This window comes from Pseudomonas entomophila, assembly GCF_023277925.1.
Lineage (GTDB): Bacteria > Pseudomonadota > Gammaproteobacteria > Pseudomonadales > Pseudomonadaceae > Aquipseudomonas > Aquipseudomonas entomophila_D.
Map to the genome: position 1 here is coordinate 3,501,960 of NZ_CP063832.1, position 25,541 is coordinate 3,527,500.

Here is a 25,541-nt window from a genome sequence, read left to right on the forward strand (position 1 = left end):
CCCGCACCTAATCCTGATGTTTCTATTTAATGGGGTGCTATGGGTTGCGCGCCTCGATCTTCCACAACGACTGCTGGCCCTCCCTGGCCAGCTGTGCGGTTGTGTAGGACTGCCCTGTCGGGTTGCGGGCAACCGTGATGCCACAGGCATCGAGAAATGCCAGGGCCAGCCCGGCCTTGACGGCAAAATTCATGTTCTGTGCATCAGGGACGGTGGAGGTCACCATCCCCACCACCGTGCCGGAACTGTCGAACAGCGGGCTGCCGCTCGAGCCCGGCTGGATCGGGGCGGTGAACTGCAGAAGGCTGGCATCGTTATGCAGCCCGAACAGTGCCGAAACACCACCTTGGGTCACATGCATGCCACCACCGGCAAACCCCGCCATGGGGAAACCGAGCGTGACCACGGTTTCACCCAGATCGCAGCCTTGCCCGTCACGGAAACTCACCGGTTTGAACGGCGGCGCGCCTTGGATGCGCAACAGCGCCAGGTCATTGCGCGAGTCGACGACCACAGGGTCGGCCTTGTGACGGCCTTCAAAGGAGGCGATGTGGATTTCCTGCATGCCCTCTATGACATGGGCGCAGGTAAGGATGTGCGTGCCGGTCACGGCGAAACCCGTGCCGGTGGCACTGCTGCAAGCGCGATTAGAGCCGCCGTTACCGGGGCCTCGGAGGGGGTGGCTATCGTCGATGGACAGCCCGATCCTGCGGCCTAGGGCCGAGAGTCCATAGGCGGAACCTTCGGCCAGCGCGCGGAATTTCCACTGCTGATTGCGACAGTAGAATTCGCCGATGATAAGCGCTGACTCACCGTGATCGGCAAGCTCTGGTGTGAATTCGATCTGGTTGTCGACCTGAAGCCGAAGTGATCTCAGCTCACTGACCGGCCCGGCCGCAGAGAAGGTATAGACCACCAGCAGCACGCGGTCGGCACCTGCCGGCAGTTTGCCAAGGTCAAGCTTGCAGCCAATCCGTTCCTGGGTGCCGCTCCACTCCATCCACGGCTGGTCGACCTGGAAAAGGGCGGCATCACCCTTGGGCAGGCGCTTGTCATCCACGGGCAGCAACGCGCACGCCGCATACTCGCCAAACGCCGTGGTGTTGCCACATTCCAGTGACCAGGAGCACTGAACGGCCCCCAATGTAGTGTTCGCGCCAGGCGCCAGCACCATCATCCCTGCTTCGCTCCTTGAATCTCTATCCATGCCACTGAGGCAAAATTGTAACAACTTGGCCGGCGTTTTAATATCAGCTTGCCATATCCACCGCAATCGTCACCGGTTTTACCCTGACATTCGGTCGCCATTCACTCACTGGCTCTGCCAAACCCAAACGCCGGGTAGCGAAAATACCTGGCAGGTTGACGCCCGCCAGGCGGGTGTAACCGATCCCCCCCGAGTAACGCGGATTGATCTCGAGCAAATGGGGAATGCCACGGGCATCATCCCGGGTCTGGACATTGATCAGCCCATCGCAGCGGAAATGCCGAGCCGCTTGCAACGCAAGCTCGACTGCGGCGCCATCACGCTCGAAGCACTGATAAAGGCCCTGTTTGCGGCGGCCGACATAAGCCACGGGGCGCCCGGACTCGCACACCATGTCGATGGAACACTCACTGCCCGGCATATAGGGCATCACCAGCATCGGCGGCCGCTCGGCACCTGTTCGGTAGGCGCGCAGGTAGGTCTGGAAGTCCACTTCACGGGCATCTGGATTGGCAAAACAACGGAACGGATCAGCGCCTTCCCTGAAGCGCCAGAACCCTTGCCCATAAATACCCACGGCAGGCTTCACACAGACCTCGCCACTGGCACGTAAGCGTTCATAGGCCTCGCTCAGCGCCTCACCATCCAGCACGGTGACAGCCGGAACGCAGGCCAGCCCAGCACGCTCGGCTTCGGCGGTGAATCGGCTTTTGTCATCGACCAGGTCAAAGGTTTGCAGCGACAGGCCGCCAGTGACCAGATCCAGGCCCCGGGCCTCGAATCGTTGTCGCTGGGCTTCGAAGACACGGCCTTCGCGGCCGGCAACGACAACCTTGATGCCCTGACTGACCGCTGTCTCGATTATCCAGTCGAGCCGCGCTCCGGCATCCGCGGGCTCCATGAGGCTGACATCCGCACCGCCGGTGACTTCTGGCCGGCTCTGCCTGTGGGAGGCAAAGACCCGCACCTCGGATGCAAGCGCTTGCTTTGCCCCAGCGACTACATCACGTTGACTCGACTGCCCTTCCAGAAACCAGATCACCCATTCATCCCTAAACTCAGTTGACGAGCTCCAGCAACGACTGGGTTGCGGAGGTCCATTCCATGCAAAGACTAAACGCGGCGAGATGGTCGCCCCCAGCTTTTCCACCACCATTCCGGGGAAAGGCCGGCGCATGATAGCCGCCCTTCGAAGTCGGAGAGGTTACCAAGCCAATTCAGCGTGTTTCAAAAAGACAATTACCAGTGGTTCGACGCGTGCACGCAGCAGGTCTAGCGCAACGCCCGCGGGTCACTCGGCCCCGTTAAAACCTAATGGCAACTTTTCAACCGACAAAAGAAAAAGGGCATCTCATTCGAGATGCCCTTTTTACATGGTGGGTCGTGTAGGATTCGAACCTACGACCAATTGGTTAAAAGCCAACTGCTCTACCAACTGAGCTAACGACCCGGAAAATGGTCGGGGTGAGGGGATTCGAACTCCTGACATCCTGCTCCCAAAGCAGGCGCGCTACCGGACTGCGCTACACCCCGAGATTGGCTCCGCGACCTGGACTCGAACCAGGGACCCAATGATTAACAGTCATTTGCTCTACCGACTGAGCTATCGCGGAACTGAACTTCGGTACAACTCCGAAGGCTGTGTTAGCTTCGAACTCTTTAGCTGCTTCGCTTTCGCGTTGTCGCTGCTGAGGCCGGCTATTCTACATTCTTCGTTTTGCTTGTCAACCACTTTTTTTCATTCAACTTACTGATTTGTAAGTTGTTTTGCGATCTCCGATGTTGCTGGTGATTCGCTCAGTGCCTGACAGCGGGGCGAATATTAGGGGCACTCTGAGTTTTGTGCAAGCTTTTTTTCAAAATTTTCAGCAAGTTATCTAACACCTTGAGTAAACGGGGCATTCTTCGCCGGCAAAGCTGGCTCCTACAGGGGTTATCGCCTGCTGTCGGAGGCCTGCCGCACATGAAAAAGCCCCGCTTGCGCGGGGCTCTTCGTGATGGCGGTGATCAGGCAAAGACGATCTCGTCGCCCTCCACCTTCGCGGTGATCGCCGCCCCCGGCAGGAACTCGCCCCCGAGGATCAACTGCGCCAGCGGGTTCTCGATCCAGCGCTGGATAGCACGCTTGAGCGGCCGCGCGCCATACACCGGGTCGTAACCCACGGCGATCAGCTTGTCCAACGCCTCCGGGCTCAGGCTCAGCGACAGCTCGCGCTCGGCCAGGCGGCCACGCAGGCGGCCGAGCTGGATCTCGGTGATGCCGGCGATCTGTTCGCGTCCCAGTGGCTCGAACACCACCACCTCGTCGATCCGGTTGATGAACTCCGGACGGAAGTGCGAACCCACCGCATCCATCACCGCCGCGCGCTGCGCCTCGCGATCACCGACCAGCTCCTGGATCTGCGCCGAGCCAAGGTTGGAGGTCATCACGATCACCGTGTTGCGGAAGTCCACGGTACGGCCGTGGCTGTCGGTCAGGCGACCGTCTTCCAGCACCTGCAGCAGCACGTTGAACACATCCGGGTGGGCCTTTTCCACCTCATCGAGCAGCACCACCGAATACGGCTTGCGGCGCACGGCCTCGGTCAGGTAACCGCCCTCTTCATAACCCACGTAGCCTGGCGGGGCGCCGATCAGGCGAGCCACGGAGTGCTTCTCCATGAACTCGGACATGTCGATGCGCACCATGGCCTCTTCGGTGTCGAACAGGAACTCGGCCAGCGCCTTGCACAGTTCGGTCTTGCCCACACCAGTGGGCCCGAGGAACAGGAACGAGCCGCTGGGACGGTTCGGGTCGGACAACCCCGCACGGGAACGGCGCACGGCATTGGCCACGGCGGTCACCGCCTCGTCCTGGCCAATCACCCGCTCATGCAGCAGCGCCTCCATCTTCAGCAGCTTCTCGCGCTCGCCTTCGAGCATCTTGGCTACCGGGATGCCGGTCCACTTGGAGACCACTTCGGCGATCTCTTCCTCGGTCACCTTGTTGCGCAGCAACTGGTTTTCGGTCTTGCCGTGCTGGTCGACCATCTGCAGGCTGCGCTCCAGGTCCGGGATCACCCCGTACTGCAGCTCGGCCATGCGGCTGAGGTCGCCCTTGCGACGGGCGGCTTCCAGCTCCTGGCGGGCCTGCTCGATCTTCTGCTGGATCTGCGCCGAGCCCTGCACCTCGGCTTTTTCCGAGGCCCAGATCTCTTCGAGGTCGGCGTACTCGCGTTCCAGGCGATCGATTTCCTCGGTCAGCTTCTCCAGACGCTTCTTCGCCGCTTCGTCCTCTTCTTTCTTCAGCGCCTGGGATTCCACCTTCAGTTGGATCAGGCGACGGTCGAGGCGGTCGAGCACTTCGGGCTTGGAGTCGATCTCCATGCGGATGCGGCTGGCGGCTTCGTCGATCAGGTCGATGGCCTTGTCCGGCAGCTGGCGGTCGGTGATGTAACGGTGGCTGAGCTTGGCTGCGGCAATGATCGCACCGTCGGTGATGGCCACCTTGTGGTGTACTTCATAGCGCTCTTTCAGGCCACGCAGGATGGCGATGGTGTCTTCCTCGCTTGGCTCTTCGACCAGCACCTTCTGGAAGCGGCGCTCGAGGGCGGCGTCCTTCTCGATGAACTGGCGGTACTCGTTGAGCGTGGTGGCGCCGACGCAGTGCAGCTCGCCACGGGCCAGGGCCGGCTTGAGCATGTTGCCGGCGTCCATGGCACCTTCGCCCTTGCCGGCGCCGACCATGGTGTGCAGTTCGTCGATGAACAGGATGATCTGGCCTTCCTGCTTGCTCAGTTCGTTGAGCAGCGCCTTTAGGCGCTCTTCGAACTCGCCGCGGTACTTGGCGCCAGCGATCAGCGCGCCCATGTCCAGGGCCAGCAGGCGCTTGCCTTTGAGACCATCCGGCACTTCGCCGTTGATGATGCGCTGGGCCAGGCCTTCGGCGATGGCGGTCTTGCCCACGCCGGGCTCGCCGATCAGCACCGGGTTGTTCTTGGTACGGCGTTGCAGCACCTGGATGGTGCGGCGGATCTCGTCGTCACGGCCGATCACCGGATCCAGCTTGCCCTCTTCGGCGCGCTTGGTGAGGTCGACGGTGTACTTGTCCAGGGCCTGGCGCGACTCTTCGGCGTTGGCGTCGTTCACCGCCGCGCCGCCGCGCAGGTTGTTGATGGCGTTCTCCAGGGCCTTCTTGCTCACGCCCTGGCCAAGCAGCAGCTTGCCGACCTTGCTGTTCTCGTCCATGGCGGCGAGCAGCACCAGCTCGCTGGAGATGAACTGGTCGCCCTTCTGCTGGGCCAGGCGGTCGGCCTGGTTGAGCAGGCGTGCCAGGTCCTGGGACATGTTCACATCGCCAGTGGGGTTCTGGATTTTCGGCAGTTGGTCGAGCTCCTTGGTCAACGCCTTGCGCAGGCTGTTGATGTCGAAGCCGACCTGCATCAGCAGCGGCTTGATGGAGCCGCCCTGCTGGTCGATCAGCGCCTGCAGCAGGTGCAGGGGCTCGATGGCCGGGTGGTCCATGCCCACGGCCAGGGATTGGGAATCGGATAATGCCAGTTGCAGCTTGCTGGTCAGTCGGTCTATTCGCATGGGGGATACCTTCCTTTTAAAGGGCAGGCGGAGCGATGGACAGCACCTTTAATGATGAACCTGCCTGAGATGACCAATAGATAAGGCTGATTCTGGAAGATTCAAGCGTAGCGGGATTGACAAAGGTCAGGCGGTTGGTGATCGCCTGTCAGGCCCCTTTCGCCGGCAAGCCGGCTCCTACGGGGTTAGTGCGCGCAGGCTTGCCGGCGAACCCAGGCTCAGCGTGGCTGCAACCAGACCAGCGAAGCGAAACGCCCACCTTGCGGGGTGCGGCGATACGAGAAGAAGCGCGGGTCGCTGACGGTGCAGAACCCACCGCCATAAACAGCGGTGACGCCCCGCGCCGCCAGGCGAATCCGCGCCAGCATGTAGATGTCGGCCATCAGCTTGCCTGGGCGCTCGCCCGCCACGAAGGCATCGGCCGCTTCAGGGTGCACGGCCGTGAAAGCGTCGCGCACCTCCAAACCAACTTCGAACGCTTGTGGCCCGATCGCCGGCCCCAACCACACCAGCATGTCTTCAGGCGGCAGTGCCAAGCGATCCAGCGTGGCCTCCAGCACACCGCCCGCCAAACCGCGCCAGCCGGCATGGGCGGCGGCCACGCGGGTGCCGGCGCGGTCGCAGAACAACACTGGCAGGCAATCGGCGGTCATCACGGTGCAGGCGACGCTGGGCTGGTCGGTCCAGCTGGCGTCGGCCTCGGCGACCACGGCGGGGTCGGCATCCGCCACCACCAGGCCGTGCACCTGCTTGAGCCAGGCGGGCTGGATTGTGAACTCATCACTGAGGCGGCGACGGTTCTCGGCGACCGCCAGCGGGTCATCGCCCACATGGTCGCCAAGATTGAAGGAGGCGTAGGGCGGCTGGCTGACGCCGCCCTCGCGGGTGGTGACGCAGGCGCGAACCGAGGCCGGGGCCGGCCAGTCGGGGAAGATCAGCGACTGCGTCAGGCCACTCATCCGATAAAGCTCTCGCGGTCGTCATTGAGCAGCGACAGCAGCCAGAGGAAATCGTCCGGCAGCGGCGAGGCCCATTCCATGCGTTCGCCGGTGGTCGGGTGGTCCAATGCCAGGAAGCGCGCATGCAGCGCTTGGCGCGGGAAGTTCTTCACCGCCTCGACCATGGCCACGCTGGCGGCCGGTGGAATGCGGAAGCGCACGCCATACGTCTGGTCGCCGACCAGCGGATAACCGACATGCGCCATGTGCACGCGGATCTGGTGGGTGCGGCCGGTTTCCAGCTTGACCCGCACATGGGTGTGCGACCGGAAACGCTTGAGCACGCGGTAGTGGCTGACGGCCGGCTTGCCGCCGTCAGTGACCGCCATGCGCTGGCGCTCGCCACCATGGCGGCCGATCGGGGCGTCGATCTTGCCACCGGCGATCACCACGCCCACCACGATGCATTCATAGATACGGCTGACCGAACGCTTCTGCAGCTGGTCGACCAGGTTCGTTTGCGCCTGCAGGGTCTTGGCCACCACCATCAGGCCGGTGGTGTCCTTGTCCAGACGGTGCACGATACCGGCACGCGGCACGTTGACGATGTCCGGTACATGGTGCAGCAGGGCATTGAGCAGGGTGCCGTCGGGGTGACCGGCCGCCGGGTGGACCACCAGCCCGGCGGGCTTGTTGATCACCAGGATCTGGTCGTCCTCGTAGACGATGTCCAGCTCGATGTCCTGAGCCACCCATTCGCCCTGGGCTTCCTGCTCGGCCTCGAGGGCCAGGATGGAGCCACTGTGGACGGTGTCGCGCGGCCGCAGCACCGCGCCATCGACGGTCAGGCGGCCATCTTTGATCCACGAGGACAGGCGCGAGCGCGAGTACTCGGAGAACAATTGGGCGGCGACCTGGTCGAGGCGTTGGCCGCCCAGTTCGGACGGGACCTCTGCGCTAAGTTGAATGATCTCGGACATGCTCGAATCGACGGGCGTTCAGCCTTTGGTTTCGGCTGCGCGCTTGTGGTTAAATACGGCTTCTTTTGCCCCGGGGTTTGGCCGGGGGCGCTCATCATAACAGGACGGCACCGCCCAAGACAGCGGCCGTCAAAGGGACGCAAGCCGCCATGCAAGTGAAACACCTGCTGCTGATCGCCATCCTCGGGCTCACCGCTGCCTGTTCCTCGAACAAGGAAGTCATTGACGAGAACCTCAGCGAGGCCGAGCTGTACCAGCAGGCGCAGGCCGACCTGGACAACTCCAGCTACACCAGCGCCGTGAACAAGCTCAAGGCCCTGGAGTCGCGCTACCCGTTCGGCCGTTACGCCGACCAGGCCCAGCTCGAGCTGATCTACGCCAACTACAAGAATTCCGAGCCCGAGGCCGCCAAGTCCGCCGCCGAGCGCTTCATCCGCCTGCACCCGCAGCACCCGAACGTCGACTACGCCTACTATCTCAAAGGCCTGACCTCGTTCGACCAGGACCGCGGCCTGCTGGCGCGCTTCCTGCCGCTGGACATGACCAAGCGCGACCCGGGCGCGGCCCGCGACTCGTACAACGAGTTCGCCCAGCTCACCAGCCGCTTCCCCAACAGCCGTTACTCGCCGGACGCCAAGCAGCGCATGATCTACCTGCGCAACCTGCTGGCCTCCTACGAAATCCACGTGGCCAACTACTACCTCAGCCGTGAGGCTTATGTAGCCGCCGCCAACCGTGGCCGCTACGTGGTCGAGAACTTCCAGGAAACCCCGTCGGTGGGCGACGGCCTGGCGGTGATGGTCGAGTCGTACCAGCACATGCACCTGGACGAGCTGGCCGCCACCAGCCTCGAGACCCTCAAGCTCAACTACCCGGACCACCCGAGCCTGGTCGATGGCCAGTTCGTCGTCAAACAGGACGAGAACGGCAACCGCTCCTGGCTGTCGAAAGCCACTCTAGGCCTGATCGATACCAAGACCCCGCTGCCGCCGGGCGAGACCCGCGCCAACCAGGATGTGGTCAAGCAGTTCCAGGACGCCCGCTCCGAGATGCCGGAAGAGCTGCTGCCCAAAGACGAAAACGGCGACCCGATCCTGCCGGCAGGTCCGAAGGAAGCTGAGCAGGACCGTTCGTGGTTCAGCTACATGACCTTCGGTCTGTTCGACTGATCACCAGCGCAAAAAAGAAAGGGAGGCCTGAGGCCTCCCTTTTTTATTGCCCGCATCCTAGACTGTCGGCTTCTTTTCTCGACAAGCTGGACACCATGGTTCGCCTACTTTTCTGGATCGCCCTGATCGCCGCCGCGTTCTGGCTGTGGCGCAAGTTCAAGACCAGCCAGCAGTCCCCCGCCGAACCACGGCTGGAGGACCCACTGAAGATGGTGCGTTGCGCCCACTGCGGCGTGCACCTGCCCAATGACCGGGCGTTGCAGCAGGGCAAGGAATGGTATTGCAGCCAGCAGCATTTGCAGCAAGGGCCGGGCCAGCAACGCTGACCCCATGAAACCCGCCCAGGCCCTGTAGAAGCGGGTTTACCCGCGATCACCAGCAAAGCTGGCGCCAGGTACCGCGGTGCCTGCTTCGCGGCTGAAGCCGCTCCTGCAGAGCGCGCGCAGTATCGTCCGAAGGCCTCAGCCCAGACGACCTTCAGGCGCATAAGGCGCAGGGTCGATGATCGGCTCACGCCCCAGCAACAGGTCGCTGAACAGCTGGCACGACGCCGGCGCCAGCACCAGGCCATTGCGGTAATGGCCGCAGTTCAGCCACAGGCCTTCCTGCCCCGGCACAGCGCCGATGTACGGGATACCTTCAGGCGATCCCGGACGCAGACCGGCCCAATGCCCCACCACCTCGGCATCCGCCAACGCAGGCAACAGCTCGATGGCCGACGCCTTGAGGCTCTCCAGTGCATCTTCGGTTGGGGTCTTGTCATAACCGGCGTGTTCCAGGGTGCTGCCCACCAGGATATGCCCATCACGGCGCGGGATGGCGTAGCGCCCCTTGGCCAGGACCATGCTGGGGAGGAAGTCCTCGGCGCACTTGAACAGGATCATCTGGCCCTTCACCGGCTCCACCGGCAGTTCCAGCCCCAGCGTTTTCAGCAGATCGCCGCTCCAGGCACCCGCACTGAGCACCACCTCATCGGCGGCCAGCACGCCATCACCGGTCCGTACGCCCGTGACACGCCCGCCATTCTGCTCGAAACCGGTGACCTGGCAGTGCTCGCGCAGGGTGACGTTGGGTAGCGCCTGCAACGCGGCCTTGAGCGACTTGACCAGGCGCGGGTTACGCACATTGGCCACTCCGGCCATGTAGATCGCGTGCTGGTAGCCCGCCCCGAGCACCGGTACCGCATCGTAGGCCGCCGAAATATCCACCGCGCTCAGCGGGCGCTGCTCCCGCGCGGCCCAGGCCAGCGCCTCGGCCTCATCGTCCAGGTCCAGCCAGTAGAGCCCGGTGGTGTGTACTTCGGGGTCGACCCCGGTGCTGGCGAACAGGCACTCGCCCAGCTGTGGATAAAAGTCCTGCGACCAATGCGCAAGCGCGGTCACCGCCGGGCTGTAGCGCCACGGATAAAGGGGCGAGACAATGCCACCACCCGCCCACGAAGATTCCCGGCCCACCTCACCCTGGTCACACACCACCACCCGGTCGACCTCAGCCGCCAGGTTGAACGCCGTCAGCAGGCCGATGACACCCCCGCCGACAATCACTACTTGCTTGCTCATCGTTCGATCCAACACCTGAAGTAAATCCACGGTGCACGGGCACCTTCTGATCTTCAGCTTCCCCAGCAGGCCACGGTGTCTTCACCACCGCCTGGATTGCCGCGCATGCCCGTATGCTCGAGCTGGAAATCGCCACAGCGATCGTGTGCCATAAGCGAATCCGGCAGGCGAATTGCTAGCAACGTGAACGTCTCGCTGTCGCGCCGGGCCTGCAGGCGGTAATAGCGATTGCCGGCTGGCAGTGGCGTGGTCAACTGCTCGTTGTCCACGTACTCACCGACGCGCGCACGGTGCTGCTCCAGACGCAAGGCAACATCCTGCAGCAGGCCGGCCACCTCAATGCGCGCGGCGCGCCGAAGCTGGTCGCTGTAACTGGGGTAGGCAATGGCTGCCAGCATGCCGGTCAGCGCCACGACAATCAATAACTCGATCAGACCAAGGCCACGCTGCATCTCAATGCTCCGCGAGGCGTTGGCGCCAGCTGACCCGTCCCGAGAGCAGCCGGCCGTCCACGGCATATACAGCCTCGAGGAATTGCCGGCCCCGTGATTGTCGGCTGAAGGCCGTTACCCGGAACAGGGTGACCCCCTCCGCCTGGGGCCTCCCGGCTGCGCGCGTACTCTCCCCCAGCGCCTGCAGCAGCACGAACCCGCTCGCTGTAGGCAACCAAGGCAGGCCAGGCTCGCCCTCGGGCAAATCCGGTGGCAGACAGGCCTGGCATAAGGCCGGTGGTACATCGAGCAGCAACCAGCTCCCTTCGACCAGGCTCGCTTCTGCCTGCTCGAAGGCCCGCGCCGCGCTCCGCTGTTCGCCCGCCAGGCGCTGCTGCAATAGCGCCTCCTGCAACGCCATGGCACTGAGCAGGCCAAGCAACAGGCTCAGGGTCAGCGCCGTCAACAGGACCACGCCTCGCTGCCCGCTCATGCGCCGCCCCACGGATTGCGCACGGCCACACTCATTTCATGGCGCTGTTCCAGCCCGTACCGCCTATCGTGCAGGATCAGCCGGATATCCACACGCAGCCCCTCCCCGGTTTCGACTTCACTCACCTCAAACGCCCGCACGTTGTCGATCAGGCTGACATGCTGGGCGTTGGTGGTGAACATGAGGCTGCCATTTCGCAGGCGATAACCTATTCGACGGACGGGTATCGCAAGGACCTGCGGGCCTGCGAAATGAGGCCCGGCCTCGACCCTCGCCCAGGTGCGGCAATCGGTCAGCACGGTCCAGTCCGCAACCCCGAGCACACCGGGCAGCTCGGCCCCCACCAGCGTCAGGCTGTCGCTGGTGATCTCGATGGGCCTGGCAAAAGCCCTGGCGGCAAGCGGGTCGGCAAAGTCCTCGGGGTCCAGGCGCAAGCAGCCGAACATGCCCGCCATGCGGACATCCTCCGACAGGCGCTGCAAGACAAGCCGGGCATCATCCTGCAGACGTGCCTTCACACCTTGCAGCTGCCAAGCCTGGTGGGCGGATCCGAACAGCTGGCCTGCCACTGTCAGCAAAAGCAGCCCCAGTGCAAGGGCCAGCAAGACCTCGATCAGGCCAAGCCCGTTCTGGCGCCTTCTCACGGCCACACCTTGCCCTGCAGGCTCAGCGAGGGGCGCTGCGCGTCACCGGGTGCCGACCAGTCAAGCTCCAGCGTCAGTTCGCCCGCCGCCCGCTTCACCCGCCCTTCGGCCGACGGGCCCAACACGTCCACCACCTGGGACCGCCAGGCGGCTTCTTCACCCGCCGTCAGCGAACCGACAGCCCTCGCCCGCTCCAGTATGTTCTGGGCAATCTGCACAGCCTGGCCATCGAGGTGCGCGCTATCGCTTACCTGCAGGCTGCGCAGTTGCAGGGCCGCCGATGCAAATACCCCTAGCGCCAGCACGGCCATCGCCAGCAACACCTCCAGCAGTGTCATGCCCGCTTCCCTCACCTGCATTCCCTGCCCTCCCGGGAGCTTTCCTCGCCATTTGCCTGAACCGGCTGACTGGCGTCCTTGGCCATGTAGCCGGAAGCTTCAGCGAAGCAGGTCCAGAGAGGAATGCACGGTGAGGCAACAGGGAGTAACACTGATACAAATGATGTGCGCACTGGCGGTGGCAAGCCTTCTGACGCATCTCGGTACGTCGGCCTACAGGGCTTTCAGCGAAACACTTCATCAAGCGGCCACGGCCCGGGAGTTGGCACAAGCACTACGTTCCGCTCGCAACCAAGCCACGTTGCGGCAACAGGCGGTGCGGGTCAGACCATTGGAAGGCGACTGGAGCAAGGGGTGGCGTGTGTCGCTGGAGCACAACGGGCAACTGCTGCGCGAGCATCGGCTGGCACGGTCACTGAGGATATCCGCGAGTTCAGCCAGGGAGGTGAGATTCAGCAGGCGCGGCGCACCGCTAGGGGAAGGGTTCGGTGGTACCACGCTGGACATCTGCCAGCGTGCCACCCTGCTCAGCCGCCACCAGGTGGTGCTGAGCCCCAGTGGCAGAGTCAGCCTGCGCAGCGACGAGGGCCGCCGCTGCACAGGCCCCTGAGTCAGATCAGCGAGCGCACCCGCAGCTCCTTGGGCATGGAGAAGGTGATGTTCTCCTCGCGCCCATCGAGCTCTTCGGCGCCGGTCGCGCCCCAGGCCTTGAGCTGGTCGATCACGCCGCGCACCAGCACCTCGGGGGCGGAGGCCCCAGCGGTGATGCCGATCCGCTGGACGCCATCGAACCAACTGCGTTGCAGGTCCTCGGCGCCGTCGATCAGGTAGGCCGGCGTGCTCATGCGCTCGGCCAGCTCGCGCAGGCGGTTGGAGTTGGAGCTGTTGGGGCTGCCGACCACCAGTACCACGTCGCACTCGTCGGCCAGTTGCTTGACGGCGTCCTGGCGGTTTTGCGTGGCGTAGCAGATATCATCCTTGCGCGGGCCACCGATGTTCGGGAAGCGTTCGCGCAGGGCGTCGATCACCCGGCTGGTGTCATCCATCGACAGGGTGGTCTGGGTGACGAAGGCCAAGTGGTCCGGGTTACGCACCTGCAAGGCGGCGACGTCCTTCTCGTCCTCGACGAGGTAAATGGCGCCGCCGTTGCTAGCGTCGTACTGGCCCATGGTGCCTTCGACTTCCGGGTGCCCTTCGTGGCCGATGAGAATGGTCTCACGGCCGTCGCGGCTGTACTTGGCCACCTCGATATGCACCTTGGTCACCAGCGGGCAGGTGGCGTCGAACACCTTCAGGCCGCGGCCGGCGGCTTCCTGGCGCACGGCTTGCGAAACGCCATGGGCGCTGAAGATGACGATGACGTCGTCCGGCACCTGGTCCAGCTCTTCGACGAACACCGCGCCACGGTTGCGCAGGTCTTCGACCACGAACTTGTTGTGCACCACTTCGTGGCGCACATAGATCGGCGGGCCGAAGACTTCCAGGGCGCGGTTGACGATCTCGATCGCCCGGTCGACCCCCGCGCAGAAGCCGCGCGGGTTGGCGAGTTTGATTTGCATGCTCGGCTCCCGCCTCACAAGGCCTTCACGTCGAGGATCTGCACCTCGAAGTTCAGGGTCTTGCCGGCCAGTGGATGGTTGAAGTCGATGGTCACCTGGTTGTCGTCGAACACCTTCACCACGCCTGGCAGCTCGGTGTTGGCGGCGTCGTTGAAGATCACCAGCAGCCCTTCGGACAGCTCCATGCCTTCGAACTGCGAGCGCGGCATCACCTGCACGTTCTGCGGGTTGTGCTGGCCGAAGGCGTTCTCCGGGGCGATGGTCAGCTTGCGCTGGTCACCGGCCTTGAAGCCGAACAGGGCGCTCTCGAAGCCCGGCAGCAAGTTGCCGTCGCCGACCTTGAACGTGGCCGGGGCCTTGTCGAAGGTGCTGTCGACGGTATCGCCGTTTTCCAGGTGCAGCGCGAAGTGCAAGGTGACTTCGGTGTTCTGGCCGATACGGGTCTCAGTCATGGACGGCTTCCTCGGACTTCTTGCTTTTGAACATGTCCAGCGCCAGCATCACCGCACCCACGGTAATGGCGCTGTCGGCCAGGTTGAAGGCCGGGAAGTAGTGACGGTTCTGCCAGTGCACCAGAATGAAGTCGACCACGTGGCCCAGCACGACGCGGTCATACAGGTTGCCCAGCGCGCCACCCAGCACCAGTGCCAGGGCCACGGCCAGCCAGGTCTCGTTGCGCCCCAGGCGCTTGAGCCAGACCACCAGCACGGCGCTGACCACGATGGCGATCAGCGCGAACAGCCAGCGCTGCCAGCCGGAGCTGTCAGCGAGGAAGCTGAACGCCGCGCCGGTGTTGTAGGCCAGGGTCCAGCTGAAGTAGTCGGGGATGACCACGATCTGCTGGTACAGGCTCAGCGCGCCCTCGAAGTAGACCTTGGTGGCCTGGTCGAGGACCAGGACCACCAGGCTCAGCCAGAGCCAGGCAAGGCGCCCGAAGCGCCCCGCGGAAGCATTAGGCATAGTGGCGCACCTCACCGGAGCCATTCAGGTTGTCGACGCAACGCGCGCAGATTTCCGGGTGCTCCGGGTGGCTGCCGACGTCGGCGCGGAAGTGCCAGCAACGGCCGCACTTGGCGTGGCCGGACTTGACGACTTTCAGCTTGAGGCCTTCGACTTCGGTTGTCACGGCGTCGGCTGGTGCCTGGACGAACGGCACGACGCTGGCGGCCGAGGTGATCAGCACGAAGCGCAGTTCGTCACCCAGCTTGCCCAGGTCGGCGGTGAGGCCTTCCTCAGCGAACAGGGTGACTTCGGCCTGCAGGTTGCCACCGATGACCTTGGCGGTGCGCTGGTTCTCCAGCTCCTTGTTGACCGCCGCCTTGACCGCCATCACGCGGTCCCAGTAGGCGCGGTCCAGCTCGGAATCGGCTGGCAGTTCGCTCAGGCCTTGGTACCAGGTGTTGAGCATCACCGATTCGTTGCGCTCGCCCGGCAGGTACTGCCAGATCTCGTCGGCGGTGAACGCCAGGATCGGCGCGATCCAACGCACCAGGGCCTCGCTGATATGGTACAGCGCGGTCTGGCAGGAACGGCGAGCGACACTGTTGGCGCCGGTGGTGTACTGGCGGTCCTTGATGATGTCGAGGTAGAAGCCGCCCAGCTCCTGCACGCAGAAGTTGTGGATCTTCGAGTAGACGTTCCAGAAACGGTACTCGCTGTAGTGCTCTTCCAGCTCGCGCTGCAGCAGCAAGGTGCGGTCGACCGCCCAGCGGTCCAGGGCCAGCATGTCCTCTGCCGGCAGCAGGTCGCGGGCCGGGTCGAAGCCGGACAGGTTGGAGAGCAGGAAGCGCGCGGTGTTGCGGATGCGGCGGTAGGCGTCGGCGCTGCGTTGCAGGATCTGCTCGGAAACGGCCATTTCGCCGGAGTAGTCGGTGGCCGAGACCCACAGGCGCAGGATGTCGGCGCCCAACGTGTCGTTGACTTTCTGAGGTTCGATGGTGTTGCCCAGCGACTTGGACATCTTGCGGCCGTTCTCGTCCACAGTGAAGCCGTGGGTCAGCAGCTCGCGGTACGGCGCGTGGCCGTCGATGGCGCAGCCGGTCAGCAGCGAGGAGTGGAACCAGCCGCGGTGCTGGTCGGAGCCTTCCAGGTACAGGTCGGCGCGCGGGCCAGTGGCGTGGCCGATGTCGTGGGAGCCACGCAGCACGTGCCAATGAGTAGTACCAGAGTCGAACCACACGTCCAGGGTGTCGGTGATCTTGTCGTACTGGCCGGCTTCGTCACCGAGCAGTTCCTGGGCGTCCAGCTTGAACCAGGCTTCGATACCTTCCTGCTCGACGCGCTTGGCGACTTCTTCCATCAGCTCGACGGTACGTGGGTGCAGCTCGCCGGTCTGCTTGTCGAGGAAGAACGGGATCGGCACGCCCCAGTTACGCTGACGCGAGATGCACCAGTCCGGGCGGTTGGCGATCATCGAGTGCAGGCGCGCCTGGCCCCAGGCCGGGACGAACTTGGTCTCTTCGATGGCCTTGAGCGCACGCTCACGCAGAGGCTCGCCGGTGCTGGGTTGCTTGTCCATACCGACGAACCACTGCGCGGTGGCGCGGTAGATCAGCGGGGTCTTGTGGCGCCAGCAGTGCATGTAGCTATGGCTGATGGTTTCGGTGTGCATCAGCGCGCCGACTTCGCTGAGCTTGTCGACGATAGCCGGGTTGGCCTTCCAGATGAACTGGCCGCCGAAGAACGGCAGCGACTCGACGTACACGCCGTTGCTCTGCACCGGGGTGAGGATGTCGTCGTTGACCATGCCGTAGCGCTTGCAGGTAACGAAGTCGTCTTCACCGTAGGCCGGCGAGGAGTGAACCACGCCGGTACCGGCGCCCAGCTCGACGTATTCGGCCAGGTAGATCGGCGACAGGCGGTCGTAGAACGGGTGGCGGAAGTTGATCAGTTCCAACGCCGAACCCGGAGCGGTGGCGATGACCGAGCCTTCCAGCGAGTAACGCTTCAGGCACGACTCGACCAGCTCTTCGGCCAGCACCAGCAGGCGCTCGCCGGTGTCGACCAGGGCGTACTTGAAGTCCGGGTGGATGTTCAGCGCCTGGTTGGCCGGGATGGTCCACGGGGTGGTGGTCCAGATCACGATGGCGGCGGGCTTGGCCAGCGCGGCCAGGCCAAAGGCCGATGCCAGCTTGTCGGCATCGGCGACCGGGAAGGCGACGTCGATGGTCTGGGATTTCTTGTCGGCGTACTCGACCTCGGCTTCGGCCAGCGCGGAACCGCAATCGAAGCACCAGTTCACCGGCTTGAGGCCCTTGAACACGAAGCCTTGCTTGACCATTTCAGCCAGGGCGCGAATCTCGCCAGCCTCGTTGGCGAAGTTCATGGTCTTGTACGGGTTGTCCCAGTCACCCAGCACACCCAGGCGAATGAACTCGGTCTTCTGCCCTTCGATCTGCTCGGCGGCGTATTCGCGGCACAGCTCGCGGGTACGGTCGGCGGTGAGGTGCTTGCCGTGGGTGACCTCGACCTTGTGTTCGATTGGTAGACCGTGGCAGTCCCAGCCCGGTACATACGGCGCGTCGAAGCCGGACAGGGTCTTGGAGCGGACGATCATGTCCTTGAGAATCTTGTTCAGCGCATGACCGATGTGGATCTTGCCGTTGGCATAGGGCGGGCCGTCGTGCAGGACGAACTTCGGACGATCCTTGCCAATCTCGCGCAGCTTCCGGTACAGGCCAATGCTGTCCCAGCGCTGCAGGATCTGCGGTTCGCGCTGAGGCAGGCCGGCCTTCATGGGGAAGGCGGTGTCCGGAAGGTTAAGCGTGGCTTTGTAGTCGGTCATTTCAGGCTCTTCGTTAGCGGTTGAGCGTGCCAGTGGGCACGTGCGGCGGCGATGTCCGCGTCGATCGCCGACTTCAGCGCCTCCAGGGAGGCGAAACGCTGCTCTTCACGCAGCTTGTGGTGGAATTCCACCGTCAGGCGCCGGCCGTACAGGTCGCCGGCGAAGTCCAGGAGATGAATCTCCAGGTGAGGCCGCCCGTCACCGCTGACGGTGGGGCGCACTCCGATATTGCCGACACCCGGCCAGGCCTTGCCGTCGATCTCGATGCTAGCCAGGTAGACCCCGGCCAGCGGCACACGACGGCGCTTGAGCTGGATGTTGGCAGTGGGTGTTCCAAGCTGGCGGGCCAGCTTCTGGCCGTGCAATACCCGGCCGGTGATGCGATAGGGGCGACCCAGCAGGTGCTCGGCCAGTTCGAAGTCGCCATCGGCCAGGGCTTTGCGCACTTCGGTGCTGCTGACCCGCAGGCCGTCCTGGATCACGGTGTTGGCGGCCTCGACGGTGAAGCCGTGTTGCTTGCCGGATTCGACCAAGAAGCCAAAGTCGCCGGCGCGATCACAGCCGAAGCGAAAATCGTCACCCACCTCGAGATGGCGCACGCCCAGGCCGTCGGCCAGGATCTGCTCGACGAACTCGCAGGCGCTGAGCTTGCTCAGGCGCTGGTTGAAGGCCAGGCACAGCACCCGGTCGATACCTTCGCCGGCCAGCAGCTCGACCTTGTCGCGCAGGCGCGCCAGGCGGGCCGGTGCGGTGTCGGGGGCGAAATACTCACGCGGCTGGGGCTCGAAGATCACCACGCAGGTGGGCAGGCCCAGCGCCTGGCCGCGTTCGCGCAGGCGCGCGAGGATCGCCTGGTGGCCCCGGTGGACCCCGTCGAAGTTGCCAATGGTGGCGACACAGCCCCGGTGCTCGGGGCGCAGGTTGTGAAGACCTCGAACCAGCTGCATAACGCGCTTCTTGCTCATAAAGTGGCCGATTATAACCACACCCGGGCGCTGGCGACAGGCGGCAGCGCCACCACGGGGCATGGAATGCGAAAAACCGACGCCTGACCCTTTTTACCGCCTCAGTGCATCGCCTTGCGGGCGAAATGCCGTGGGCGGAAACCACATAGGAACAAGCAGCCGAAATAGGTCAGCACGCCCGCCGCGATCAGGCCGCCCAGGCGCAGGAAACGGGCCAGCATGTCGCCCTGCGCCCAGGCTGGCAGGTAATGCATGCCCAACAGCAGCACACCGGACATCAACGTGACCGCCAGCACCAGCTTGAGCAGGAACAGCGTCCAGCCCGGCTGCGGCTGATACAGCCGCTGGCTGCGCAGTTTCCAGAACAGCAAGCCGGCATTGAGGCAGGCACCCAGGCTGATCGCCAAGGCCAGGCCGGCGTGGGCCAGCGGGCCGACCAGGGCCAGGTTGAACAGTTGAGTGCAGACCAGGGTGAAGATCGCGATCCTCACCGGCGTGCGGATATTCTGCTGCGCATAGAAGCCAGGTGCCAGTACCTTGACCAGGATGATCGCCAGCAGGCCCACCGAGTAGGCGATCAGGGCACGCTGGGTCATGGCGGCGTCGAAGGCGGTGAACTTGCCGTACTGGAACAACGCCACGGTCAGCGGCTCGGCGAGGATCGCCAGGGCCAGTGTGCAGGGCAGCACCAGCAGGAAGCACAGGCGCAGGCCCCAGTCGAGGATGCGCGAGTACTCCTCGCGGTCCTTGTTGGCGTAGGTCTTGGCCAAGGTGGGCAGCAAGATGGTGCCCAGGGCCACGCCGAGCACGCCGGAGGGCAGCTCCATCAGGCGGTCGGCGTAGTACATCCATGACACCGAACCCGCCACCAGGAAGGAGGCGAAGATGGTGTTGATGATCAGCGAGATCTGGCTCACCGAAACCCCGAGGATGGCTGGCAGCATCTGCTTGAGTACCCGCCATACACCGGCATCGCGCAGGTTCAGGCGCGGCAACACGAGCATGCCGATCTTCTTCAGTGCCGGCAGCTGGTACAGCAGCTGCGCCAGGCCACCGGCCAGCACGCCCCAGCCCAGGGCCATGATGGGTGGGTCGAAGTAGGGGGTGAGGAACACGGCGAAGGCGATCATCGCCACGTTGAGCAGGGTCGGGGTGAAGGCCGGCACGCTGAAGCGGTTCCAGGTGTTGAGGATGGCCCCGGCCAGCGACGACAGCGAGATCAGCAATATATAAGGAAAGGTCACCCGCAGCAGCGAGGTGGTCAGCTCGTACTTTTCGGTGCTGTCGACAAAGCCGGGCGCGGTAGCCCAGACCACCCAGGGGGCGGCGAGGATGCCGATCACGGTGACCAAGGCCAGGGCCAGGGTCAGCAAGCCGCTCACGTAGGCGATGAAGGTGCGGGTGGCCTCCTCGCCCTGTTGGGTCTTGTACTCGGCCAGGATGGGCACGAACGCCTGGGAGAACGCCCCCTCGGCGAAGATGCGCCGCAGCAGGTTGGGTAGCTTGAAGGCGATGAAGAAGGCGTCGGTGGCGACGCCGGCACCGAAAATCCGTGCCAGGATGGTGTCGCGCACGAAGCCGAGCACCCGGGAAATCATGGTAATCGAGCTGACTGCGGCCAGGGATTTGAGCAGGTTCATCGAAAAGTTTCACGCCAAGGGCAGAGGGCGCTGCCAGACAGCGTCCGAATGTGCGATACTCCCGCGCCTTCGCAGGGGAGCCAAAAATTCCCGAGTTTACAGGTCGCGCCGCAGAAAGGAATCTTTCCGCTCATCGACCCACCACTCGGCGGAACCTTGCAGGTGGCCTTGACATCCGTTCGACTCGTCGGCATGATTCGCGGCCTATTTTGTTTGCTATTTACCTAAAGTCTTTCGAGGAGCTCGACGGTGGCCAACACACCTTCCGCCAAGAAACGTGCAAAACAGGCTGAGAAGCGTCGCAGCCACAACGCCAGCCTGCGTTCCATGGTCCGCACCTACATCAAGAATGTAGTCAAAGCCATCGACGCAAAAGACGCCGAAAAAGCGCAAGCCGCTTACGTTCTGGCTGTGCCTGTAATCGACCGTATGGCCGACAAGGGCATCATCCACAAGAACAAAGCTGCTCGCCACAAAGGCCGTCTGAATGGCCACATCAAGGCGCTGAAAGAAGCTGCAGCTGCCTAAGCGACGTTCTTGTCGAAAAAACCGACCCTAGGGTCGGTTTTTTTATGCCTGTGATTTATCTCCCTCGACGCCAAATTCCGTAGCGGCTTTAGCCGCGATCACCCGCAAAGCGGGTGCCACAGACCGCAGTGCCTGTTTCGCGGCTGAAGCCGCTCCTACAGATGCCAGGAAGAAGGCCGCTCTAGGCGGCCTTTTCTCGAATCACTTACCGATCTGAATCTTCGGCGCCCACTCCAACCATGCATCCTCGGGCTTGTCGAACAAGGCAAAGGTCTGCTGCGGCCGCGCCGGGTTGCCCATCTGTTCGCCGTCCGGGGTAGCGAAAGCAATGCCACCCGCGATCAGCGTTTCGACGGACTCGGTACGCACCGTGGCGCCCTTGAACAGGCCCCAGTCGAAGCCAAACCCGCTACTGTTCCAGAACCGGCTGCCACCGCGCACCAGGCCCGCATAACGCGGCTCGATAAGGATGTGGATAAGTACCCGGTCGGCAGTCTGCCCCAGCTCGAAGCCAACGACCTTGCCCACGGTGACCTCGCGATACGTCACCGGCACGCCCGGCTTGATCGAGCCACGCCGTGGCGCACTCAGGGTCAGCGGCAGGCCGACTTCTTCGCCTTTCACTTCGGGTGCATCGGCAAGTGCAATGAAATCGCGCTGCGGCCCCTTGTCCTTGAGTGCCGGAAGCACTTCCAGGTACTGGCCACCAACCAATGTGTCGAGGTTCTCGGTGCGTACCAGGCCCAACGCAGGCTTGACCACCCAGAATTGCGTCCCGGCACGGGCGATACGCTCCGCCGACTGTGTAATGCGCGCCCTGAGCAATACGGCCTGTAGGTCGCTCGTCAGGTCGACACTTTCGACACTGCCCACATCGAGGCCGCGGAAGCGAATCGGCGTACCGGGCTTGAGCCCATCTGCGCGCTCGACGCGGATGGTAACCAGAGTACCAGCACGGTTGGCCGCATCCTGGCTTTCATGCAGACGGAAGCGCGGGATACGGCGCTTGAGCGGCACATCGGGCTTGGGGGTGTCGAAGGCGATACCGCCCGCCATGAGGGTCTGCAGCGACTCGCTCTTGACCTGGATGCCCGAAAGCCCGCCGGTCAGGGTAATGCCACTGGCATTCCAGAAGCGCGTGGAGCCATTGACCAGGTTGGCGTACTCCTTCTCGATGTGCACACCGATCAGGATTCGCTTGCTGTTGCGAGCAAATTGATAGCTCTGGACGCTACCGACTCGCACCTGGCGATACATCACTGGGCTACCCACCTCCAGCGAACCCAGGGTGTCAGCGAACAACACCATGTGCAGGCCCGGGGCCTTCAGGTCCAGGGGTGGCGCCTTGGCACGCGCTTCGAACTCGCGCAGAGGCTTGGCCCCTGGCTCGCCGGGACGAACGGCGATGTAATTGCCCTTTACCAACGCTTCGAGGCCGGTGATACCGGCAAGCGAGATGGACGGCTTGACCACCCAGAACTGCGTTCCTTCTACCAGATAGTCTTCCGCCAACGGATCCAGGGTCAGCTCGGCCGTGGCGCTGGAGAGGTCACCTTCGATCTTCAGGTCCTTCAGCGTGCCTACCTGGATGCCTTTATAAAGGACCGGTGTACGGCCCTTCTGCAGGCCCTCGAAATCACTCAGCTTCACTTTCACACGGATGCCCGCCTGAGCGGCGTCGAAGTCCTCGTACAAGCGGAACGGCAGGCTTGAGTCAGTGGGTGGGCTGTCCTTGCGGTTCTCGGGTGTGGCGAATGCGATCCCGCCGGCAACGATGCTCGACAGCGACTCGGTGCGCACTTTCACACCGGACAGGTCGGCGTCGATACTGACCCCGCTGGCATTCCAGAAACGCGTGTGCTTGCGCACCAGGCTCGCATAGGCCGGCGCGATGAACACCTTGATCTCCACCGTGCCCTGGTCCTCGGACAGGCGATAGCTCTTCACCCGCCCGACCTGGATCTGCTTGTAGAACACTGGACTGTCGCGGTTGAGCGAACCCAGCCGGTCGGCCTTGAGAGTCAGGTGCAGGCCTGGCTCCTCATCAGACAGGGGCGGCGCCTCTTTCAGCGCGGTATAGCGCTTGGTCAGCTCTCCCTCTCCTGGGTCCACGGCAATGTAGTTGCCGGAGACCAGCGTCTCCAGACCTGAGATGCCAGCCAGGCTGACGCTCGGCTTCACCAACCAGAAGCGCGTACCGGTGGTCAGGTGCGGCCCGGCCTCCTTTCTCATCTCGATGGTGGCGATGACGCCTCGGTTGTCACCTTTGTTGTCCAGCACCAGGGCGGTGACCTTGCCCACCGACATGCCCTTGTAGATAACCTCGGTCTTGTTGGCGACAATGCCCTCACCGGTCTCGAAGCGCACCTGGATCTCGATGCCGGCGTCGCGATAGGCCTGCCAGGCCAGCCAGCCACCAATGGCCAGGGCAATCAGCGGCAGGATCCAGATGGCCGACCAGTTTGAAGCGGGGCGGGTTTTAGCCGTAGGCAAGTCACTCATGGTCGTCATCCGACTCCGTGTTGTCCCAGATCAGTCGGGGATCGAAAGTTAAGGCGGCGAGCATCGTCAGGATCACCACGGTGGCGAAGGCGACGGCGCCCAGGTTGGCTTCGACACTGGCAATGCGACCGAAATTCACCACGGCCACGAGGATGGCGATGACGAAGATGTCGAGCATGGACCAGCGGCCGATGAATTCGATGAAGCGGTACATCAGGATGCGCTGACGCGCCGAGAGCGGCTGGTGACGCTGCACCGAGTACAGCAGAAGGGCGATGCCCACCAGCTTGAAAGTCGGCACCAGGATGCTGGCGATGAACACCACCGCGGCGATCGGCAGCATGCCGTGCTTGAGCAGGGTGATGACGCCGGACATGATCGTGTCGGGGCTGCCCTGGCCCAAGGCGCTGACGGTCATGATCGGTAGCACGTTGGCCGGGATGTAGAGCACCATCGCCGTGATCAGCAGCGCCCAGGTACGCACGATGCTGTTGGGCCTGCGCGCATGCACGACGGCACCGCAGCGGGTACACGACTGCGACGTGCTGTCGGGCTCGTGCCGGTTGAGTTCGTGGCACTCGTTGCAAACCAGGATTCCCGCATCAATCGCCCGCATGGGCATCCTCCCCGGACAACGCTACCCAGATCTGGTGGGGTGACATCACCACCTCCAGCCATACCTGGACCAGCAACAGGCTGATGAAGCAGAACAGGCCAAGGCCGATACTCAGCTCGGCCAGGTCGACCAGCTTGACGATGGCCACCAGCACGCCCATGAAATAGACCTCGAGCATCCCCCACTCACGCAAGTGGTGGTAGATACGATAGATCAGCAGGCCATAACTGCGGCCAATGTTCAGGCGAATGCTCAACAGCACAAACAGTTGGCACAACAGCTTGAGCAGTGGGATTGCCATGCTGCAGAGGAACACGACAACGGCAATGCCGCGCATCTGCGAGTTGTACAGCCCGAGCACGCCACTCCAGACCGTATCGTCGGAGGTCTGGCCCAGCAGATGCAGTTGCATGATAGGTAGGAAGTTGGCTGGCACATACAGCAGCAAGGCTGTCAGTACCAAGGCGAGGCTGCGATTGATCACATTGTGCCGATGAGCATAAAGCTCGTAGCCACAACGCGGGCAATGGGCCTTCTCGTCATTCTGTAGCGTCGCCTTGCGCATCAGCAGGTCGCACTCGTGGCAGGCCACGAGCTCGTCCAGCGGCAATTGTGCGAGCGCTTCGGGATCGGCAGGGTTGGGCATATGGAAGTTCTGAATGGATGCGTCGGCTCTATTCTAGTGTTCTGACTCGAATTATGGGAGACGACCATTGTGAGGATCTGTGCCGGCATTCGAGTCACAACGTCTGTAGGCGCCGGCCTTGCCGACAAGCCGGCGCCTACAGGGGGCTGCGTTTCGATCGCGCAAAGACAAAACCCCTACCTGCTCGCGCAGATAGGGGTTTTGCGAAATGAATCTTGACGATGACCTACTCTCACATGGGGAAACCCCACACTACCATCGGCGATGCATCGTTTCACTGCTGAGTTCGGGATGGGATCAGGTGGTTCCAATGCTCTATGGTCGTCAAGAAATTCTGTTGCCAGAAGATCCAGATGGATACTCCAGCCAATTCGGATATGTGATCTTGTGGTTCGTCGCGAACTTTCGGTTCGTTTCGTCTTCACCACCGCAATTCGCACGAGCAAATTGCTTGGGTGTTATATGGTCAAGCCTCACGGGCAATTAGTATTGGTTAGCTCAACGCCTCACAGCGCTTACACACCCAACCTATCAACGTCGTAGTCTTCGACGGCCCTTCAGGGAGCTCAAGGCTCCAGTGAGATCTCATCTTGAGGCAAGTTTCCCGCTTAGATGCTTTCAGCGGTTATCTCTTCCGAACATAGCTACCCGGCAATGCCACTGGCGTGACAACCGGAACACCAGAGGTTCGTCCACTCCGGTCCTCTCGTACTAGGAGCAGCCCCTCTCAAATCTCAAACGTCCACGGCAGATAGGGACCGAACTGTCTCACGACGTTCTAAACCCAGCTCGCGTACCACTTTAAATGGCGAACAGCCATACCCTTGGGACCGGCTTCAGCCCCAGGATGTGATGAGCCGACATCGAGGTGCCAAACACCGCCGTCGATATGAACTCTTGGGCGGTATCAGCCTGTTATCCCCGGAGTACCTTTTATCCGTTGAGCGATGGCCCTTCCATACAGAACCAC

At 63.1% G+C, this 25,541-nt stretch carries 23 protein-coding genes, 3 tRNA genes and 2 rRNA genes (1 of these 28 only partly in view); 4 read left to right on the forward strand and 24 right to left on the reverse strand.

The window, feature by feature from the left end; translation table 11 throughout:
- Positions 1–37 precede the first annotated feature (37 nt).
- The 8 genes from IM733_RS15470 to rluD all read right to left on the reverse strand — a co-directional run bounded on the left by IM733_RS15470 (position 38) and on the right by rluD (position 7,697).
- The gene (locus IM733_RS15470) at positions 38–1,177 is read right to left on the reverse strand and encodes a trypsin-like peptidase domain-containing protein (protein WP_248917470.1); all 1,140 of its coding nucleotides are present in this window, start codon (positions 1,175–1,177) and stop codon (positions 38–40) included.
- A 73-nt stretch (positions 1,178–1,250) separates the two neighbouring features.
- A complete protein-coding gene (locus IM733_RS15475; RefSeq protein ID WP_248921184.1) occupies positions 1,251–2,249 on the reverse strand; it encodes an ATP-grasp domain-containing protein in 999 nt (332 codons plus the stop codon).
- 332 nt (positions 2,250–2,581) lie between these two features.
- Positions 2,582–2,657 (reverse strand) — tRNA-Lys (locus tag IM733_RS15480).
- Positions 2,658–2,663: 6 nt separating this feature from the next.
- Positions 2,664–2,740 (reverse strand) — tRNA-Pro (locus IM733_RS15485).
- A 4-nt stretch (positions 2,741–2,744) separates the two neighbouring features.
- Positions 2,745–2,820: transfer RNA gene (locus tag IM733_RS15490), tRNA-Asn, on the reverse strand.
- Positions 2,821–3,214: 394 nt separating this feature from the next.
- Positions 3,215–5,779: an ATP-dependent chaperone ClpB gene (gene clpB / locus IM733_RS15495; RefSeq protein WP_248917471.1), complete on the reverse strand. Its 2,565-nt coding sequence runs from the start codon at positions 5,777–5,779 to the stop codon at positions 3,215–3,217.
- 218 nt (positions 5,780–5,997) lie between these two features.
- Positions 5,998–6,738 carry a peptidoglycan editing factor PgeF gene (gene pgeF, locus IM733_RS15500; protein WP_248917472.1) on the reverse strand — a complete coding sequence of 247 codons (741 nt, stop codon included), beginning with the start codon at positions 6,736–6,738 and terminating at the stop codon, positions 5,998–6,000.
- Positions 6,735–7,697, reverse strand: a complete 963-nt coding sequence (rluD, locus tag IM733_RS15505) for a 23S rRNA pseudouridine(1911/1915/1917) synthase RluD (RefSeq protein WP_240064590.1) — start codon at positions 7,695–7,697, stop codon at positions 6,735–6,737. The genes pgeF and rluD overlap by 4 nt, the downstream gene beginning before the upstream one ends.
- A gap of 149 nt (positions 7,698–7,846) precedes the next feature.
- Here rluD and IM733_RS15510 point away from each other — a divergent pair, with 149 nt between their 5' ends.
- Positions 7,847–8,866 carry an outer membrane protein assembly factor BamD gene (locus tag IM733_RS15510; protein WP_011535715.1) on the forward strand — a complete coding sequence of 340 codons (1,020 nt, stop codon included), beginning with the start codon at positions 7,847–7,849 and terminating at the stop codon, positions 8,864–8,866.
- Between the two features lie 95 nt (positions 8,867–8,961).
- On the forward strand, positions 8,962–9,192 hold the full coding sequence (locus IM733_RS15515) for a PP0621 family protein (protein WP_240064592.1): 231 nt from the start codon (positions 8,962–8,964) through the stop codon (positions 9,190–9,192).
- 135 nt (positions 9,193–9,327) lie between these two features.
- On the opposite strand, the gene thiO is transcribed toward IM733_RS15515, so the two are convergent.
- Genes thiO through pilV form a run of 5 tightly spaced genes read right to left on the reverse strand, consistent with a single transcriptional unit; the run spans position 9,328 to position 12,352 of the window.
- Positions 9,328–10,425, reverse strand: a complete 1,098-nt coding sequence (thiO, locus tag IM733_RS15520; protein ID WP_248917473.1) for a glycine oxidase ThiO — start codon at positions 10,423–10,425, stop codon at positions 9,328–9,330.
- Between the two features lie 53 nt (positions 10,426–10,478).
- Positions 10,479–10,877: a type IV pilin protein gene (locus IM733_RS15525; RefSeq protein WP_248917474.1), complete on the reverse strand. Its 399-nt coding sequence runs from the start codon at positions 10,875–10,877 to the stop codon at positions 10,479–10,481.
- 1 nt (position 10,878) lies between these two features.
- Complete coding sequence (locus IM733_RS15530) at positions 10,879–11,349, reverse strand: hypothetical protein (RefSeq protein WP_248917475.1); 471 nt, start codon at positions 11,347–11,349, stop codon at positions 10,879–10,881.
- Positions 11,346–11,993 carry a PilW family protein gene (locus IM733_RS15535; RefSeq protein WP_248917476.1) on the reverse strand — a complete coding sequence of 216 codons (648 nt, stop codon included), beginning with the start codon at positions 11,991–11,993 and terminating at the stop codon, positions 11,346–11,348. The genes IM733_RS15530 and IM733_RS15535 overlap by 4 nt, the downstream gene beginning before the upstream one ends.
- Positions 11,990–12,352 carry a type IV pilus modification protein PilV gene (gene pilV / locus IM733_RS25570; protein ID WP_283107477.1) on the reverse strand — a complete coding sequence of 121 codons (363 nt, stop codon included), beginning with the start codon at positions 12,350–12,352 and terminating at the stop codon, positions 11,990–11,992. The genes IM733_RS15535 and pilV overlap by 4 nt, the downstream gene beginning before the upstream one ends.
- A 109-nt stretch (positions 12,353–12,461) precedes the next feature.
- On the opposite strand from pilV, the gene IM733_RS15545 reads away from it, so the two are divergent.
- Positions 12,462–12,941 (forward strand): GspH/FimT family pseudopilin, encoded by a 480-nt coding sequence (locus tag IM733_RS15545; protein WP_248917477.1) that lies wholly within the window; start codon positions 12,462–12,464, stop codon positions 12,939–12,941.
- A 1-nt stretch (position 12,942) separates the two neighbouring features.
- Here the strand turns inward: IM733_RS15545 and ispH are convergent, their stop codons facing one another.
- From ispH to murJ, 6 genes are all read right to left on the reverse strand, one after another.
- Positions 12,943–13,890, reverse strand: a complete 948-nt coding sequence (gene ispH / locus IM733_RS15550; protein ID WP_248917478.1) for a 4-hydroxy-3-methylbut-2-enyl diphosphate reductase — start codon at positions 13,888–13,890, stop codon at positions 12,943–12,945.
- A gap of 14 nt (positions 13,891–13,904) precedes the next feature.
- Positions 13,905–14,342, reverse strand: a complete 438-nt coding sequence (locus IM733_RS15555; protein WP_011535724.1) for an FKBP-type peptidyl-prolyl cis-trans isomerase — start codon at positions 14,340–14,342, stop codon at positions 13,905–13,907.
- Positions 14,335–14,850, reverse strand: coding sequence for a signal peptidase II (lspA, locus tag IM733_RS15560; RefSeq protein WP_248917479.1), 516 nt, complete (start codon positions 14,848–14,850; stop codon positions 14,335–14,337). The genes IM733_RS15555 and lspA overlap by 8 nt, the downstream gene beginning before the upstream one ends.
- On the reverse strand, positions 14,843–17,674 hold the full coding sequence (ileS, locus tag IM733_RS15565) for an isoleucine--tRNA ligase (RefSeq protein ID WP_248917480.1): 2,832 nt from the start codon (positions 17,672–17,674) through the stop codon (positions 14,843–14,845). Before ileS ends, lspA begins: the two co-directional genes overlap by 8 nt.
- On the reverse strand, positions 17,671–18,621 hold the full coding sequence (ribF, locus tag IM733_RS15570; RefSeq protein ID WP_248917481.1) for a bifunctional riboflavin kinase/FAD synthetase: 951 nt from the start codon (positions 18,619–18,621) through the stop codon (positions 17,671–17,673). Before ribF ends, ileS begins: the two co-directional genes overlap by 4 nt.
- 119 nt (positions 18,622–18,740) lie before the next feature.
- Positions 18,741–20,279, reverse strand: coding sequence for a murein biosynthesis integral membrane protein MurJ (murJ, locus tag IM733_RS15575; RefSeq protein WP_248917482.1), 1,539 nt, complete (start codon positions 20,277–20,279; stop codon positions 18,741–18,743).
- A gap of 249 nt (positions 20,280–20,528) precedes the next feature.
- On the opposite strand from murJ, the gene rpsT reads away from it, so the two are divergent.
- Positions 20,529–20,807 (forward strand): 30S ribosomal protein S20, encoded by a 279-nt coding sequence (gene rpsT, locus IM733_RS15580; protein ID WP_003247625.1) that lies wholly within the window; start codon positions 20,529–20,531, stop codon positions 20,805–20,807.
- A gap of 201 nt (positions 20,808–21,008) precedes the next feature.
- Here the strand turns inward: rpsT and IM733_RS15585 are convergent, their stop codons facing one another.
- The 5 genes from IM733_RS15585 to IM733_RS15605 all read right to left on the reverse strand — a co-directional run.
- Complete coding sequence (locus IM733_RS15585) at positions 21,009–23,309, reverse strand: PqiB family protein (protein WP_248917483.1); 2,301 nt, start codon at positions 23,307–23,309, stop codon at positions 21,009–21,011.
- Positions 23,302–23,925, reverse strand: a complete 624-nt coding sequence (locus IM733_RS15590; protein WP_248917484.1) for a paraquat-inducible protein A — start codon at positions 23,923–23,925, stop codon at positions 23,302–23,304. The genes IM733_RS15585 and IM733_RS15590 overlap by 8 nt, the downstream gene beginning before the upstream one ends.
- Positions 23,912–24,571 carry a paraquat-inducible protein A gene (locus IM733_RS15595; RefSeq protein ID WP_248917485.1) on the reverse strand — a complete coding sequence of 220 codons (660 nt, stop codon included), beginning with the start codon at positions 24,569–24,571 and terminating at the stop codon, positions 23,912–23,914. Before IM733_RS15595 ends, IM733_RS15590 begins: the two co-directional genes overlap by 14 nt.
- Positions 24,572–24,784: 213 nt before the next feature.
- Positions 24,785–24,900 (reverse strand): 5S ribosomal RNA (gene rrf / locus IM733_RS15600).
- Positions 24,901–25,033: 133 nt separating this feature from the next.
- A 23S ribosomal RNA gene (locus tag IM733_RS15605) occupies positions 25,034–25,541 on the reverse strand; it runs 2,385 nt beyond the window's last position.